The following is a 15,384-nucleotide window of genomic DNA, read 5'->3' on the forward strand; positions in this document are numbered from 1 at the left end:
GGGACGACGGGCTTCATAGATACCGGTCAACGCAAAGGAGATTCCAATGGGAACCATTACGACCAGCGAGGCCGCATTCGAGGCCGATGTGCTGAAGTCCGACAAGCCGGTGGTGGTCGATTTCTTCACGACCTGGTGCGGGCCGTGCAAGATGATCGCGCCCGCGCTCGAGGAACTGGCCGACGAGATGGCCGATCGGGTGAGCATCGTGAAGATCGACGCCGACGAGCATCTCGACGTCGCCACCAAGTACGGCGTGCGCGGCTTCCCGACCATGATCCTGTTCAAGAATGGCGAAGTCGCCCAGACCCAGCCGGGCGCGATGCCCAAGAGCCAGATCAAGGCCTGGATCGAACGCGGCCTGTAATCGGCCTTTCCGGCGCGGGACGGCAAGCCCGTTCCGCGCCGTTACGCCTCGCGCGGGGCGTCCAGCGGGCGGCCGTTCGCCGCCATCCATTCGGCAAGCTGCTCGATATCGAGCGGCACTTCGGGGCCACTCCACGGGATAGTCAGCGCTTCGCCCGGACAGGGTGGCCGCAGCCCCATTGCGGCGGCCGCGTCGATCTGAACCTCGTCCAGATCCTCCTCACAAATCCCAAGATGCGCGCACGGATCGGTGAAGCGGTCCACTGCTCTGCTTTCGCCCGCTTCCGTCCGGCACCGGGCGATCAATGCCTCGATCAGGCGCTCGCGAATATCGTCGTTCAGCTCCGGTAATCCGCGTTGATCGCGATATAGCCGTGCGTCAGGTCGCAGGTCCAAACCGTCGCGCGGCCGTCGCCCAGGCCCAGATCGACGCCGATATCGACGTCGCTGCCCTTCAGGTGTGCGGCCACCGGAGCTTCGTCATAGCCTTCGACCGCCAGCCCGTTCACCGCGACCTGCGTCTCGCCGAAACGGATCGACAGGCGGTCGCGTTCGGCGGGTTCGCCGGCCTTGCCCACGGCCATCACCACCCGGCCCCAATTGGCGTCCTCACCGGCGATGGCAGTCTTCACCAGCGGGGAGTTCGCGATCGACAGCGCGATGCGATGCGCGCTCTCGTCGCTTTCCGCGCCTTCGACATCGATGGTGATGAACTTGCTCGCGCCTTCGCCGTCGCGCACCACCAGATGCGCCAGTTGAGTGCAAAGATCTGTCAGCGCCGCGCGGAAGGCGTCGGCACCCGCGCTGTCGTCACCGGCGATCGGCGCATTGCCTGCCTTGCCGGTGGCGAAGGCGAGGACGGTGTCGCTGGTCGAGGTGTCGCCATCGACGGTGATGCACGAGAAGCTGCGGACATTGGCGTCGCCGAGCGCGGCCTGGAGGAAGGCGGGTTCGACCGCTGCGTCGGTGAAGATGAAGCCGAGCATCGTCGCCATGTCGGGCGCGATCATGCCCGAACCCTTGATGATGCCGACGAGACTTACTGTCCGGTCGCCGATCACCGCGCTGGTCACCGCGGCCTTTTCGAACGTGTCGGTGGTCATGATCGTCGCGGCGGCGTCCTGCCAGTCGCATTGCGGCGCGGCGAAGGCGGCGTCCAGACCCGCTTCGGCCTTGTCCACCGGCAGCGGTACGCCGATCACCCCAGTGGAGGCGACGAACACGTCCGAAGGATTGCAGTCGAGATGCCCCGCCACGCGCGCGGCGATGGCTTCGACGGCCGCCCGGCCGCGATTTCCCGTGAACGCATTGGAATTGCCGGCATTGACCACCAGCGCGCGCGCGGTGCCCAGCGGCAGCGCGTCGCGGCACCATTCGACTTCAGGCGAGGGGCAGCGGCTCTTCGTCAGGACGCCGGCGACGGCGGTGCCCGGATCGAGCGTCACGAAGGTCAGGTCGCACCGGTCCCACGTCTTGTAGCGCGCGCGCGCCACGCGCGGCGTGACGCCGGCGATCTGCGGCAGATCGGGAAAGCCTTCGGGAGCGAGGGGCGAACGGGCAATGGACACGGGCATCTGCCTTCCGGTTAGGTCTGGCAGCGCATCGGACAGGGCGGCGGAAAGATCAATGCCGTTGACGGCGTTACGCCGCCGTCGCAGCCGTGATCGAGCAGCTTATCTCGTAATCGTCGCCGAACTTCGCCGTGCTGCTCTGGCCCACCGCGATTTCGTGGACCCCGGTGACCGCGCCCGAGGAGATCCACTGGCCCGGCTTGAGCGTGAAGCCCAGCCGCGCCGCCAGCGAGAACAGGAAAGCCGCAGCGCCGAACGGGCCGTCCAGCATGTCCTCGGCCCTGGCATTGCCCACCTCGATCCCGTCGATCGACAGGCTGATCGGCCATTTCAGGAACGACTGGTCGCGCCATCCGGCGACTTCGGGACCGACGACGAGGCCGTAATTGTTACCGAAATCGGAGACGGTTACGGTCGGGCCGCCGGTGTTGATCCCCGGATGGGGCGAACTGGCGATCTCGAACCCGACATGCACCGCATCGATCAGCGCGGCGGCTTCGTCGAGCGTATAGTCGGTCTTGGCGGGATCGGGCGTCGCGCCGATGCGCAGCAGGAACTCCGCTTCGGCGGCGGCGAAGCCATCCGCGAACACCGGCATGGCCGGGGCAGGCGAGGCATTGACGATCGCGCTGGAGAAGATCGGTCCGGCCAGGCGATTGGCGCCGAGCTTCGTATCGAGCGGCGGATTGATGCGGCCGACCTTCCATCCGGCGACCGACTCGCCCCACAGCGCGATGGCGTGGCGCTGAATCTCATAGGCTTCGCTGAGCGTCTCGGGAGGGGTTCCGGGATAGTCGGGAAGCCCATGCGCTCCCCGCCGCGCGGCCACGAAAGCCTGCGCGATCCTCAGTGCCTCTCCCATCCCCGGTTCTTCTTTCCCCATATCGGGCTTGTTTATGGAATACCGGTGTCAATGACAAGAGATGTCACCTCCGGCCTTCCGCAAAGCACGGCGAAACATTCATATCGTTCGATTATAATATTGTAATATAAGGACAAATATAATCGCCGTGCCTCGGCGTGGTACCGCGCTCGCTGGAATGGGGCGATTGGCCGGGCGATCGGCAAGCGCGTTCATATTGTCCCTAATTGCGACGAAGCACCTGTATCCGGGAAGACACGGGACAGCCGCGATCGCCCGGAATGCCACGATCTCTCGCTTGACACGGCCGGGTTATGCTTCCAGTTTCTGATGACACCGGTATCCAATGATGGACACCGCAACCCGCCGACCACGAGCATACGTGGCGGCATCTTGCTCGGCTGCGGCCGCACATAGGGGAGGTTTTTCCGATGCGAATCACGACTCGTTCACGGCTGCGCGTTTGCATGGCGCTGGCTGCGGCTTCGACGCTCGCGCTGGCGACGGCTGCGCAGGCGCAGGACGCGCCAGCCGAGGAAGAGGGCGAGGAAATCGTCGTCACCGGTTTCCGCGCATCGCTCGATGCCGCGCTCAACGTGAAGCGCGAATCGGTGTCGTCGGTCGACGCGATCGTCGCCGAGGACATCGCCAAATTCCCCGATCAGAACCTCGCCGAGTCGCTGCAGCGCATTCCGGGCATCTCGATCCAGCGTGACGCCGGCGAAGGCCGTGCGATCACCGTGCGCGGCCTTGGCGCGCAGTTCACCCGCGTTCGCCTGAACGGTCTCGAGACCGTCGCGACTTCGACCGACGGCGCGAGCGCCAACCGCGATCGTGCATTCGACTTCAACGTGTTCGCATCCGAGCTGTTCAGCTCGATCGTGGTCCACAAGACCGCCGAAGCCTCGCTCGACGAAGGCTCGCTGGGCGCGGTGGTCGATCTGAACACCGGCAATCCGCTGGCCGGCAAGTCGGGCTTCACCCTCGTCGCGTCGGCGCAGGGCAGCTACAATGACCTGTCGAAGAACTGGGGCCCGCGCGTTGCCGGGCTGCTCTCGTGGAAGTCGCCGGACGGCAGCTTCGGCGTCGCGGTGTCGGCTGCGTGGCAGAAGACCGACAATCTCGAACTGGGCAACAACACCGTGCGCTGGGCGCAGGCGTCGTTCGACCAGGTCAATGGCGTGAACTGCTGGAGCACCCCGAATTCGGGCGGCACCTGGCTCGCGGTTCCGGCGTGCACCCAGGCGGCGCTCGCCTTCCACCCGCGTATCCCGCGCTATGGCGAAGTGCGCCACGACCGCGAGCGTCTGGGCATCACCGGCAGCGTCCAGTGGTCGCCGAGCGACGCGACCAAGGTCTCGATCGACGCGCTCTATTCGCGCTTCAAGGAAACCCGCGAAGAGAAGTGGGGCGAAGTGCTGCTGCGCTCGAACGAGCGGTCGATCAACGTCGTCAACCCGGTCTATGACAGCCAGGGCAACATGGTGTCGGCGACGCTGAACGACGCGTGGGTCCGCACCGAGCATTATTCGCGCCAGTCCGAGACCGAATTCTACCAGATCGGCGGCACCTGGGATCAGGATGTGGGCGAGGCATTCCGCTTCACCCTGGCTGGCGGCTATTCGAAGTCGACCGCCGACATCCCCGTCGAAACCACGATCATCTTCGACGATCGCGACGCGCAGGGCTACAAGTTCGACTATACCAACAGCCGCAGCCCGCTGCTGCAGTTCGGCACCAGCGTCACCGATCCGGCGAACTTCCAGCTCGCCGAAATCCGCGATCGCCCGTCGACCGTCACCAACGAATTCACCACGGTGAACCTGCGCACCGAATGGGATGTCGCCGACGGCTTCACGGTCAAGGCGGGCGGCGTCTATCGCCGGTTCGACTACAACACGATCGCGTTCCAGCGCGACACCGCGGTGTGCGGCAATGGCGGCGTCGATCGCATACTCGGCACGCTGACTTGCTCGCCCACTTCGCTGTTCGGGCCGACCGCAGTCTATGGCTTCCCCGCCACGGCGGCGCTGTCCGAGCTGTTCACGCTGGGCAATGCGGGCCAGCCGGCTGGGAACACCAATCAGTGGCTGGTGCCGAATATCGGCGCGGCCGCGGCCTTCACCAACCTGTACAACCGCCCGCTGGCGCTCGACGTGGGCAACAACCGTAGCGTCACGGAGGAAGTTCGCGGCGGCTATCTGCAGTTCGATGCGAAGGGCGAACTGCTCGGCCTGCGCTACGCGCTGAACGCCGGCATCCGCTATGCCCGCACCGATCAGGAATCGACGGGCATCAACGGCGCGGCGACCGTGACGTTCAAGCGCGACTATGAGGACTGGCTGCCCTCGTTCAACCTCGCGCTGTTTCCGACCGACAACATCATCATCCGCGCGGCCGCCGCGGACGTGATGACCCGGCCGAGCCTGGGCAACCTGACGCCGGGCGGTTCGGCCGACGGCTTCAACTATCGCGTCACCTTCGGCAATCCGAACCTCAATCCGTTCCGCGCCACGGCCTACGACCTTGCCGTGGAATGGTATTTCGCGCCGCAGTCGATCTTCTCGGTCGCGGTGTTCAAGAAGGATGTCGCCAGCTTCCCCGTGGCGAGCACCCAGACGGGCGTGACCTTCACTTCGACCGGCCTGCCGGCCTCGGTTCTGGCGGCGTCGTCGCCGGCGTTCCTGAACCCGGTTCAGCAGACCCAGCCGATCTGGACGGTCAATTCGACGGTGAACGGCACGGGCGCGTCGCTGGAGGGCATGGAAATCTCGCTGCAGGCTCCGTTCAAGTTCCTGCCGGGCTTCCTGGGCAACTTCGGCGGCATCGCCAACGCCACCTTCGTCGATTCGACCGCGAGCTATACGCAGAGCGGCCCGGCGACGGCGGTGAACGCGAACGGCTCGCTGACGCTGCCGAGCATCACCAGCAGCTCGACGCTGTTCGGCCTGTCGAAGCGCGCGTTCAACGGCACCATCTACTATGAGGACAGCAAGTTCTCGGCGCGCGTCTCGGTCAGCTATCGCGGACCCTATGTCGATGCGCTGTCGGGCACCGGCAACCTCTATGAGGGCTATAACGCGATCACCAATGTCGACGCGTCGATCCGGTACAAGCTCACGCCGCAGATCGAACTCTCGGTGGAAGGCACCAACCTGACCGACGCCTATCGCGATCGCTACACCGATTTCGGCGCCGACCGGAATTACGAGTACAACCATTTCGGCCGCACCATCCTGATCGGTGCGCGTTTCAAGATGTAACCTTCCCGAAGAGGGTCGCCTATGATCGCCGCGTCCGGGAGTGCCCCCGGGCGCGGCGATTGCGTTTCCGGGGCGGGGAACGCACAATCGCGACCTTATCGGAGGAACGGATGCCGTTATTGCTGACGATGCTTGCCATGATGATGGCAGGGCAGGACGCGCCGCCGCCGGCTGCCGCGCCGGCACCAACATCGACGTCACGGCCCCGACCCAAAGGGATGCCGCAGACCTGGGTCACCAATGATGATTATCCGCTGCTCGCCATGCTGGTTCAGGCGGAGGGATGGCCGAGCTTCCGGATAAGCGTCGGCGCGGATGGCGCGGTCACCGCATGCAACATCACGACTTCCAGCGGATGGTCGCTGCTCGATACCCGCGCTTGTGAATTGATGCGCGAGCGCGCCGAATTCGAGCCGGCCCGGGACGCCGCGGGGCGGGCGATCGCATCGAGCTGGCCCAGCCGCTTTCGCTGGATGCTGGATATGGAAGCACAGGCGCCTGCCTCCTGGACCCGGCTGAACCGGTTTACCTTCGATCCTTCGAACACGCTCGTCGGCTGCGCCGTGCAAAGCGCCGGACCGGTGCCCGGCTATACCAATCCGTGCGGGTGGCTGCAGCGTGTGCGTACAGTCGATCGAACGCAGCTTCTCGGAGAGAATCACGGCGGTGCGGTGATCGAAGTTCGCGAATCTCATGTCGTGGATGGTGCCGAGGCGTCGGCTATTCCTGCTGGTGTCGAGGTGCTGGCGCTCATCCGCTTGCGCTACACCATCGGCAAGGACGGCACGGTTTCCGGCTGTACGCTGGTCGAGGCGCGCGGGCTGGGGCAGGCGGGCGATCCGCCCCGGGCCTGTCCAAGCCGGCTGCGCTACTTTGCACCGGCGGACGGAAAGTCGCATCGGGTGACGTCGATGCGCGCTGTTCTGCGCCTGCGTCTTCAGCCTCAACAGCCCGTCAAACAGCCGTTCCGGGCAGGTCCCGGCGAAACGATCACCTGAGCCCTATTTCCGGAGCCTGCATCGGAAACCGGGACAGCAACGGTTCATTTCGGATTGGCGAATTGGGTCCGAGGCACTATGTCCGCACCTCAACTGCGTCTCGCGTCGCAGTAAACAGGGATTGAGTTTGGAACTGCTGCTTCTCCTTACCGCGTTCTTCGCCAGCCTGACCGGTTCGTCCGGCGATCGGGCTGACGTTGCGCGTCAGGTTCAGGGCGTGGCGGTGGTCCGTTCGGCGCAGGGCGTGCAGGCTGCGGTCCAGCCGGCGCGGCGCGCGATCCCCGCATCGGTGATGCCCGCCATCGCGGCGCGGCCGGAGCGCTCGGCATGGCCGCGCCTCGCCGCCGCCCCGCTGCGCAGCATCGCACAGGTCTTCGAGCGCCGTCTCGAATGAGTCCGGCCCGCCGTTCGCGCGGGCCGTTTCCATTTCATGTGCCGCCATCCGGCACTTCTGCGCGCGTAAGCCGTTCAGCGGCGCGCACGCATCGATCCATCTCAAGATACGACAGGAATTCCAATGCTCGGCGGTCTGGCCAAGACTCTCTTCGGCTCCTCGAACGAACGCTATGTGAAGTCGCTTCACAGCATCGTTGCCAAGATCAATGCATTCGAACCCACCATCTCTGCGATGAGCGACGAGGAGCTGGCGGCGCAGACCGTCAAGTTCCGCGAGCGTCTCGCCAATGACGAGAAGCTCGACAACATCCTTCCCGAAGCCTTCGCCACCGTGCGCGAAGCGGCGGTGCGCGTGCTCGGGATGCGGCACTTCGACGTGCAGATGATCGGCGGTATCGTGCTCCATCGCGGCGAAATCGCCGAAATGCGCACGGGCGAGGGCAAGACGCTGGTGGCGACGCTGGCGACCTATCTCAACGCGCTGCCGGGCACCGGCGTGCACGTCGTGACGGTGAACGATTATCTCGCCCGCCGCGACGCGGAGTGGATGGGGCAGGTCTATCGCTTCCTCGGCCTGACCGTGGGCGTGATCGTGCCCAACCTGTCCGACCATGAGCGCCGCGAAGCCTATGCCTCGGACATCACCTACGGCACGAACAACGAGTTCGGCTTCGACTATCTGCGCGACAATATGAAATATGACCGCGCGTCGATGACCCAGCGCGCGTTCAATTTCGCGATCGTCGACGAAGTCGACTCGATCCTGATCGACGAGGCCCGCACCCCGCTGATCATCTCCGGCCCGACCGACGACCGCAGCGAGCTCTATATGAGCGTCGACGCGATCGTGAAGCAGTTCGTCCCCGAGGATTACGAGAAGGACGAGAAGCAGCGCTCGATCATCCTGACCGAGAGCGGCACCGAGCGGGCCGAGCGGATGCTCGAGGATGCCGGCGTGCTGGTGGGTGCGAACCTGTACGATTACGAGAACACCCAGGTGGTCCACCACCTGAACCAGTCGCTGCGCGCCAACATGATGTTCAAGCGGGACACCGATTACATCGTGAAGGACGGCAAGGTCGTCATCATCGACGAGTTCACCGGCCGCATGATGGACGGGCGGCGCTGGTCGGACGGCCTGCACCAGGCGGTGGAAGCCAAGGAAGGCGTGGATATCGAGCCGGAGAACCAGACGCTCGCCTCGATCACCTTCCAGAACTATTTCCGCATGTACCCCAAGCTGGGCGGCATGACCGGCACGGCAGCGACCGAGGCCCCGGAATTCTTCGACATCTACAAGATGAACGTCGTCACCATCCCGACCAACCTGTCGGTGAAGCGCATCGACGAGGAAGACGAGTTCTACAAGGACACCAAGGACAAGTTCGCCGCGATCGCGAAGAAGATCCGGGAGCATCAGGCCAAGGGCCAGCCGGTGCTGGTCGGCACGGTCTCGATCGAAAAGTCCGAGCTGCTTTCCGAATTCCTCAACAAGGAAAAGGTGAAGCACGAGGTGCTCAACGCCCGCTTCCACGAGAGCGAGGCGCACATCGTCGCGCAGGCGGGCCGCCTGGGCGTGGTCACCGTTTCGACCAACATGGCGGGCCGCGGCACCGACATTCAGCTGGGCGGCAACTGGGAGTTCCGCGTCGAGGACGAACTGAAGGACATGCCCGAGGGGCCGGAGCGTGACGCCGCGATCGCGCGGATCAAGGCCGAGGTCGCCGAGGAAAAGGAAAAGGTGAAGGCCGCGGGCGGCCTGTTCGTGCTCGGCACCGAGCGTCACGAGAGCCGCCGCATCGACAACCAGCTGCGCGGCCGTTCGGGCCGTCAGGGCGATCCGGGCCTGTCGCGCTTCTATCTGTCGCTCGACGACGATCTGCTGCGCATCTTCGGTTCGAATACCCTGTTCGCTCGCATGATGCGTTCGAACATCGAGGACGGCGAAGCGATCGGCAGCAAGTGGCTGACCAAGGCGATCGAGACCGCGCAGAAGAAGGTCGAGGCGCGCAACTACGACATCCGCAAGCAGGTCGTCGAATATGACGACGTGATGAACGATCAGCGCAAGGTGATCTACGAGCAGCGCTCGGACATCATGGACGCGGACGCCGTGGGCGACGTCGTGATCGACATGCGCGCCGAGACGGTGAACGAGATCGTCGGCACCGCCTGCCCGCCGGACACCTATCCGGAACAGTGGGACGTCGAGGCGCTCAAGCTGCGCGTGCTCGAGACGCTCAATGTCGACGCGCCGATCGACGAGTGGATCAAGCACGAGGAAGCGATCGAGCCCGAGACGCTGGAGGAGCGGATTCGCGAAGCGGCCGACAAGGTCGTCAACGACAAGGCCGCCGATCTGGAACCGGAAACCTGGACCAGCATCGAAAAGTCGATCCTGCTCCAGAATCTCGACCATCACTGGAAGGAGCATCTCGCGCTGCTCGACGCGATCAAGCAGGTGATCCATCTGCGCGCCTATGCGCAGAAGACGCCGCTGAACGAGTATAAGCAGGAAGCGTTCGCGATGTTCGAGCGTATGCTGAGCAGCATCCGCGAGGACGTGACGCGCACGCTGGCCTATGCCCAGTTCCGCTACGAAGCGCCGCCGGCGCTGCCCGAGCTGCCGGACTTCCTGACGACGCATATCGATCCGCTGACCGGCGACGACAATACGATGGACTGGGACGCGGGAGCGTCCGGCCTGATCACCACGCGCATTCCGCAATTCGGCCTGGCACAGCCCGAGGGCGAGCTTGCCGGCATGGATCCGGCCCAGTGGGAAGGTCAGGTCAGCCGCAACGCGCCGTGCCCGTGCGGCTCGGGACGCAAGTACAAGCATTGCCACGGGGCGCTGACCGCGTAAGCCGGGCGTTCGGGACAAGAAAAAGGGGAGGGTACGAACCCTCCCCTTTTTTGTTTCGGCGATCCGCCGCGATCAGTTGCGCGGCTTGGGCAGCTCGATGGAAGGGCCGAGGCGATCGACCACTTCGCGCGCGTCGAAGGCGCGGACATTGCCCGCCGGCTTCGGACCGCGGCCGGTGACGATCTCTGCGGTGGCTTCGTACTGATTGATCGTCCGCACGTCGAAATCGCGCATGAAGGGATCGTCGTAGAACGGATTCCAGCTGCGCCAGCCATAGCTGGGGCGATACCAGCGCCATGACGGGCGCCAATAGCCCCAAGGGCCGCCGCCGGCGCCCCAGCTGCGATCGACGGTCGTGGTCGTGCGAGTCTCGGTATCGCGGCTGACCAGCACGAAATGGTCGAAGCCCTTTTGCAGCGTCAGTTCCGCCGAACGATAGAGCAGGTAGCGCTCGACCGTTTCGCGCGAGGTGAGGCTGTTTCCCGCGAAATTGACCTGGAAACGGTCATTCTCGATCTGCTGATCCGAATAGCCGGTGCGGTCGCTCGCCGTGTTTGCCGCGCGGTATGGCGTGGGATAGGCGCAGGCGGTAACCGCCACGCTTGCCGCCAGCACCAGGCCAAGAGCCCTAAGGCGTGGATGTCTAAAGATTTTCCCGGACATTACTTCTCTCCGTTCTCTGGCGATCCGAACGCGCCGCCGGGACAATGTATCCGGCGATATCGACGGCGAACCGTTGCACATCCGCGATTGACCGGGCCTGAACGGATGTTCAGGCGAGCCGCTCGGGCACTTCCATCGCTTCGGCCGCCAGGACCGAATCCGGCGCCATCGCTTCCCACGGGAAGACGAACCAGTCCTTGTCCACCCTGCGATCGATCGCGCGGAACCAGTAATCGACGGTCTGCGACGAATTGAGGTTGTTGAGCAGCACGGCGAAGCGGATCTGGCTGAGGTCGGCGCCTTCGGCCGTCAGCGCGTCGCGGATCTCGCCGATCGTCTTGCCGCTGTCGTTGATGTCCTCGACGAACAGCAAATGATCGCCGTCGCGGGTGCGCTGCGCCAGCACGGTCACCAGTTCCTGCCCGAACGGCGCGATTTTCGCGCTGTGATCGATCGAAACGAGCTGAAGGCCCATGCGGTGCGACAGATAGACCGCCGGGGTCAGCCCGCCGCGCCCGACGCCGACCAGCAGCGAGGGCCGCCAGCCTTCCGCATCCATCGCGTCCGCGACGGCCTGAACGCCTTCGACCATTTCGGCATGGGTAAAGGGCGTGAAGACGATTTCCATGTCAGTTCGCCGCTGCATAGGCGTCGAGCCGGGCGAGGTGCGCCGCCACGGCATCGTCGGGGAGGAAGGAGCCGAGGAAGCTGTTGCGCGCCAGCGTGACCAGATCGTCGCGATCGAGCCCGCGCCCGCCTGCCACGGCACGATAATTGTCGCCGATATAGCCGCCGAAATAGGACGGATCGTCCGAATTGATCGTCGCGCGCAGGCCGAGCTTCAGCATCCGGTCGATCGGATGGACGTCGATCGACGCGACGTTGCACAATTTGACGTTGGAAAGCGGGCAGACGGTCAGCGTCATCGCCTCTCGCGCCAGCCGGGCGACGAGAGCAGGGTCCTCCAGCGAGCGGTTGCCATGATCGAGCCGGTCGATCCGGAGCAGATTCAGCGCCTCATGGACATATTCGGGCGGCCCTTCCTCGCCGGCATGGGCGACGCGCTTCAGGCCCATCGCGGCGGCTGCGGCGAAGACGCGCTCGAATTTGGACGGCGGATGGCCGACTTCGGAGGAATCGAGCCCAACGCCTTCGATCTGGTCGATCCAGGGCTGGGCCTGTTCCAGCGTGCGGAACGCGTCGGCTTCGTCGAGATGGCGCAAAAAGCAGAGAATCAGCTTCGAGGTGAGGCCATGCTTCGCTTCGGCCGCCGCCATGCCCGCGAGCAGGCCATTGGCGACGACGCCGAAGGGAATGCCGCGCGCGGTGTGGGTCTGGGGATCGAAGAAGATCTCGGCATGGACCACGCCGTCCGCCGCCGCGCGATCGAAATAGGCGAGGGCGAGGTCGCGGAAATCCTCTTCGGTGCGCAGCACGTTCGCGCCAGCATAATAGATGTCGAGAAAGTCCTGCAGATTCGAGAATTCATACGCGGCGCGCACTTCCTCGACCGATTTGAACGGGATTTCCACGCCGTTGCGCTGCGCGAACTCGAACATCTGCTCGGGCTCGAGGCTGCCTTCGATATGGAGGTGAAGCTCGGCCTTGGGCAGGCCGGCGATGAAGGCGTCGAGGTCGCTCATGGGAGGCGAACATCGCAGGGGGCGGGGAAGCGCGCAAGCGGTGTATCGGGCCTCTCAATACAGGTTCTTGCGTGCATCCCGGCCCAGCGCGAAGTCGATCAGCTTCGCGGGGATTGGAAGGCCGGCCTGATCCTTCGCGATCTGGCCCAGCGTCGGAAAACCCCCGCGCGGAACATGCTTCTCCGGATTCCACAGGTCCGAACGGCGCAACGCCTTGGAACAGTGGAAATAGACTTCGCGGGTCTCGACCACGATCACCGAGCGGGGCGGTTTCCCGTCATGGACGAAGCGCGTCATCAATCCGGCGTCGACGGTGATCGCGGCGATGCCGTTGATCCGCATCATGTCCTGCACGCCGGGCAGGAAGAACAGCATCCCGACGGCCGGATTGTGGATGAAGTTGACCAGCGTATCGAGCCGGTTGTTCCCGGGGCGATCCGGGAAGGCGATGTGAGTATCGTCGAGGACATGGACGAAGCCGGGCTCGCCGCCGCGCGGGGATACGTCGCCCAGTTCGCCGGAACGCGCAGATCCGATGCAGAAAAAGGGCGAAAGTTCGAGATAACGTCGGCTGTGCTTGTCGAGATGCGGGAAGCTCTTGTCGCGCACCGGCTTGCTCGGCTCGGCATAGATTTCGCGAAGCCCGGCTTCGGTCTCGATCCGCTGGAATTCGAGCATGGCACTTCCTTGTTGCGACTCACTCGCAAATGTCATGCAATGCAATGCGGACAAAGCGCAAGGGCAGGCGCCGGTCGAGGCCGGACTGTCGCTTCACGATTTCGGAGGCTTCGGCGCCGCCCGATGGGCGCCTGAGCCGGCTGGCTCCCTGAGTAGGATTCGAACCTACGGCCGCTCGATTAACAGTCGAGAGCTCTACCGCTGAGCTATCAGGGAATAGCCGGAGGGCGCTCTATAGCGCTGCTTTCGAGCGATGCAAGCGGGTCATGCGATGAATTTTGCACCGCCGCGGTCAGGCGACGAATTGCTCCATCGTAATCCGGTCATCCAGCGCGTGCTCGGGATCGAACAACAAGGTGAGATCGCGCAGCGGATCGATCACGATATCGACTCGCGAGACTTCGCGGACTTCGCGCTGGTCGCCCACCGCGCTGACCGGGCGCTTGTCCGCCTCGAGCACGCGGATGCCGATTCGCGCCTTTTCAGGCAGGATCGCTCCGCTCCAGCGGCGGGGGCGGAAGGGGCTGATCGGCGTCATCGCCAGCATTCCCGAGCCCAGTGGCAGGATCGGGCCCTGAACCGACAGATTATAAGCGGTGGAGCCGGCGGGCGTAGCGACCAGCAACCCGTCGCACACCAGCTCGGGCAAGACGATGCGATCGTTGACCGTCACTTCCAGCTTCGCGGTCTGGCGGGTTTCGCGCAGGAAGGAGACTTCGTTGATCGCCGGCAGTTCGACCTGCTCGCCATGAATCGTCACCGCGTGCATCCGCAGCGGCGAGACCTTGAACGGCTTGGCGCGGATCAGGCGATCGTTCAGCCCTTCCAGCCGCCATTCGTTCATCAGGAAACCAACGGTGCCCAGGTTCATGCCGAACACCGGCACGATCCGGCGCGCTTCCAGCATCATGTGCAGTGTCTGGAGCATGAAACCGTCGCCACCAAGCGCGACCACGGTGTCGGCTTCGTTGAACGGCACCCAGTCATAGGCCTGGCGCAGTTCCTCTTCCGCGGCCTGCGCGGGCGGGGTGGGCGATGCGACCAGCGCGCGGGCGATGCTCATCCGCCGGTCACGCTCATATGGCGGCCGACGGCGGGTGCGGCGCCGCGTTCGACGCTGAAGTCGTGCCGCTCGGGCTTGAGCGCGAGGGCTTCCGCGATGCGCGCATCGACTTCGGCCAGACCGCCGGAGCGAATCGCCCGCTTGAGATCGACCGAATCGTCATGGCCGAGGCACATGTGCAGCTTGCCGTCGGTCGACAGGCGGACACGGTTGCAGGTCGCGCAGAAATTCTGGGTCAGTGGCGAGATGAGGCCGAGCCGAGTGTCGGTGCCCGCGATGCGCCAGTAGCGCGCGGGACCGCCGGTGACGTGACTGTCGAACGACAGGTCGAACTGGCCCTTGAGCACGTCCATCACCTTCGTCAGCGGCAGGAAGCGATCGGCGCGGTCTTCGTCGATCAGGCCCAGCGGCATCGTCTCGATCAGCGTGAGATCGTGGCCTTCGTCGCGGCACCATGCCAGCATCGGCGCGATCTCGTCCTCGTTAAGCCCCTTGAGCGCGACCATGTTGATCTTCACCGCGAGACCCGCAGCCTTCGCGGCGGCGATGCCTTCCAGCACCTTCGACACGTCGCCGTGGCGGGTGATGTAGCGGAATGTCCCCGGATCGCGGCTGTCCATGCTCACATTGACGCGGCGGATGCCGGCGTCATGGAGCGCCTCGGCATGTTGCGCGAGGCGCGTGCCGTTGGTGGTGAGGGTGAGTTCGTCCAGCCCTGTACCGATCTGACGGCCGAGGCGATGGGCCAGATCGATCATGTCGCGCCGCACCAGCGGCTCGCCGCCGGTCAGCCGGATCTTGCGCACGCCGCTGGCGATGAAGCGCTCGGCGATCAGCGCGATTTCCTCGAGGCTGAGCACTGCGTCGCGCGGCAGGAAAGTCATCGCCTCCGCCATGCAATAGCGGCAGCGAAGGTCGCAGCGATCGGTCACGGAGATACGCAGATAACGGATCGCGCGGCCGTGACCGTCTATCAAGGAGGGCGCGCAGGCCATGCAGGGTGGCGTAAGCGCTA

Annotated in this window: 14 protein-coding genes and 1 tRNA gene; 5 read left to right on the plus strand and 10 right to left on the minus strand. The window is 64.8% G+C overall.

Annotated elements, in window-relative coordinates; genetic code table 11:
* The first annotated feature begins 46 nt into the window (after positions 1 to 46).
* Positions 47 to 367: a thioredoxin gene (gene trxA / locus HHL13_RS02790; RefSeq protein ID WP_169554236.1), complete on the plus strand. Its 321-nt coding sequence runs from the start codon at positions 47 to 49 to the stop codon at positions 365 to 367.
* Between the two features lie 41 nt (positions 368 to 408).
* Here trxA and HHL13_RS02795 read toward each other — a convergent pair whose 3' ends face one another.
* The 3 genes from HHL13_RS02795 to HHL13_RS02805 all read right to left on the minus strand — a co-directional run bounded on the left by HHL13_RS02795 (position 409) and on the right by HHL13_RS02805 (position 2,820).
* A complete protein-coding gene (locus tag HHL13_RS02795; protein WP_169554237.1) occupies positions 409 to 630 on the minus strand; it encodes a hypothetical protein in 222 nt (73 codons plus the stop codon).
* A gap of 74 nt (positions 631 to 704) precedes the next feature.
* Positions 705 to 1,940: a bifunctional glutamate N-acetyltransferase/amino-acid acetyltransferase ArgJ gene (gene argJ, locus HHL13_RS02800; protein WP_169554238.1), complete on the minus strand. Its 1,236-nt coding sequence runs from the start codon at positions 1,938 to 1,940 to the stop codon at positions 705 to 707.
* 67 nt (positions 1,941 to 2,007) lie between these two features.
* A complete protein-coding gene (locus HHL13_RS02805; RefSeq protein ID WP_240953603.1) occupies positions 2,008 to 2,820 on the minus strand; it encodes a 2-keto-4-pentenoate hydratase in 813 nt (270 codons plus the stop codon).
* Positions 2,821 to 3,230: 410 nt separating this feature from the next.
* Here HHL13_RS02805 and HHL13_RS02810 point away from each other — a divergent pair, with 410 nt between their 5' ends.
* The 4 genes from HHL13_RS02810 (at position 3,231) to secA (ending at position 10,322) form a co-directional block, all read left to right on the plus strand.
* Entirely contained in the window at positions 3,231 to 6,062 is a 2,832-nt protein-coding gene (locus HHL13_RS02810; RefSeq protein WP_206376825.1) for a TonB-dependent receptor, read from the plus strand.
* A gap of 110 nt (positions 6,063 to 6,172) precedes the next feature.
* The gene (locus tag HHL13_RS02815; RefSeq protein WP_169554239.1) at positions 6,173 to 7,060 is read left to right on the plus strand and encodes an energy transducer TonB; all 888 of its coding nucleotides are present in this window, start codon (positions 6,173 to 6,175) and stop codon (positions 7,058 to 7,060) included.
* Positions 7,061 to 7,187: 127 nt separating this feature from the next.
* Positions 7,188 to 7,454, plus strand: a complete 267-nt coding sequence (locus HHL13_RS02820) for a hypothetical protein (protein ID WP_169554240.1) — start codon at positions 7,188 to 7,190, stop codon at positions 7,452 to 7,454.
* A gap of 123 nt (positions 7,455 to 7,577) precedes the next feature.
* Complete coding sequence (gene secA / locus HHL13_RS02825) at positions 7,578 to 10,322, plus strand: preprotein translocase subunit SecA (protein WP_169554241.1); 2,745 nt, start codon at positions 7,578 to 7,580, stop codon at positions 10,320 to 10,322.
* A 72-nt stretch (positions 10,323 to 10,394) separates the two neighbouring features.
* Here secA and HHL13_RS02830 read toward each other — a convergent pair whose 3' ends face one another.
* The 7 genes from HHL13_RS02830 to moaA form a co-directional block, all read right to left on the minus strand.
* Positions 10,395 to 10,937 carry a hypothetical protein gene (locus tag HHL13_RS02830; protein WP_346775465.1) on the minus strand — a complete coding sequence of 181 codons (543 nt, stop codon included), beginning with the start codon at positions 10,935 to 10,937 and terminating at the stop codon, positions 10,395 to 10,397.
* Positions 10,938 to 11,094: 157 nt separating this feature from the next.
* Positions 11,095 to 11,613, minus strand: coding sequence for a phosphoribosyltransferase family protein (locus HHL13_RS02835; protein ID WP_169554243.1), 519 nt, complete (start codon positions 11,611 to 11,613; stop codon positions 11,095 to 11,097).
* 1 nt (position 11,614) lies between these two features.
* The gene (locus HHL13_RS02840; RefSeq protein ID WP_169554244.1) at positions 11,615 to 12,628 is read right to left on the minus strand and encodes an adenosine deaminase; all 1,014 of its coding nucleotides are present in this window, start codon (positions 12,626 to 12,628) and stop codon (positions 11,615 to 11,617) included.
* Positions 12,629 to 12,682: 54 nt separating this feature from the next.
* The gene (locus tag HHL13_RS02845) at positions 12,683 to 13,306 is read right to left on the minus strand and encodes an MSMEG_1061 family FMN-dependent PPOX-type flavoprotein (protein ID WP_169554245.1); all 624 of its coding nucleotides are present in this window, start codon (positions 13,304 to 13,306) and stop codon (positions 12,683 to 12,685) included.
* 141 nt (positions 13,307 to 13,447) lie between these two features.
* Positions 13,448 to 13,522 (minus strand) — tRNA-Asn (locus tag HHL13_RS02850).
* 76 nt (positions 13,523 to 13,598) lie between these two features.
* Positions 13,599 to 14,369 carry an NAD kinase gene (locus tag HHL13_RS02855; protein WP_169554246.1) on the minus strand — a complete coding sequence of 257 codons (771 nt, stop codon included), beginning with the start codon at positions 14,367 to 14,369 and terminating at the stop codon, positions 13,599 to 13,601.
* On the minus strand, positions 14,366 to 15,364 hold the full coding sequence (gene moaA, locus HHL13_RS02860) for a GTP 3',8-cyclase MoaA (RefSeq protein ID WP_169554247.1): 999 nt from the start codon (positions 15,362 to 15,364) through the stop codon (positions 14,366 to 14,368). The genes HHL13_RS02855 and moaA overlap by 4 nt, the downstream gene beginning before the upstream one ends.
* Between the last annotated feature and the right edge of the window lie 20 nt (positions 15,365 to 15,384).

This window comes from Sphingomonas sp. G-3-2-10 (assembly GCF_012927115.1).
Taxonomy (GTDB): Bacteria; Pseudomonadota; Alphaproteobacteria; order Sphingomonadales; family Sphingomonadaceae; genus Sphingomonas.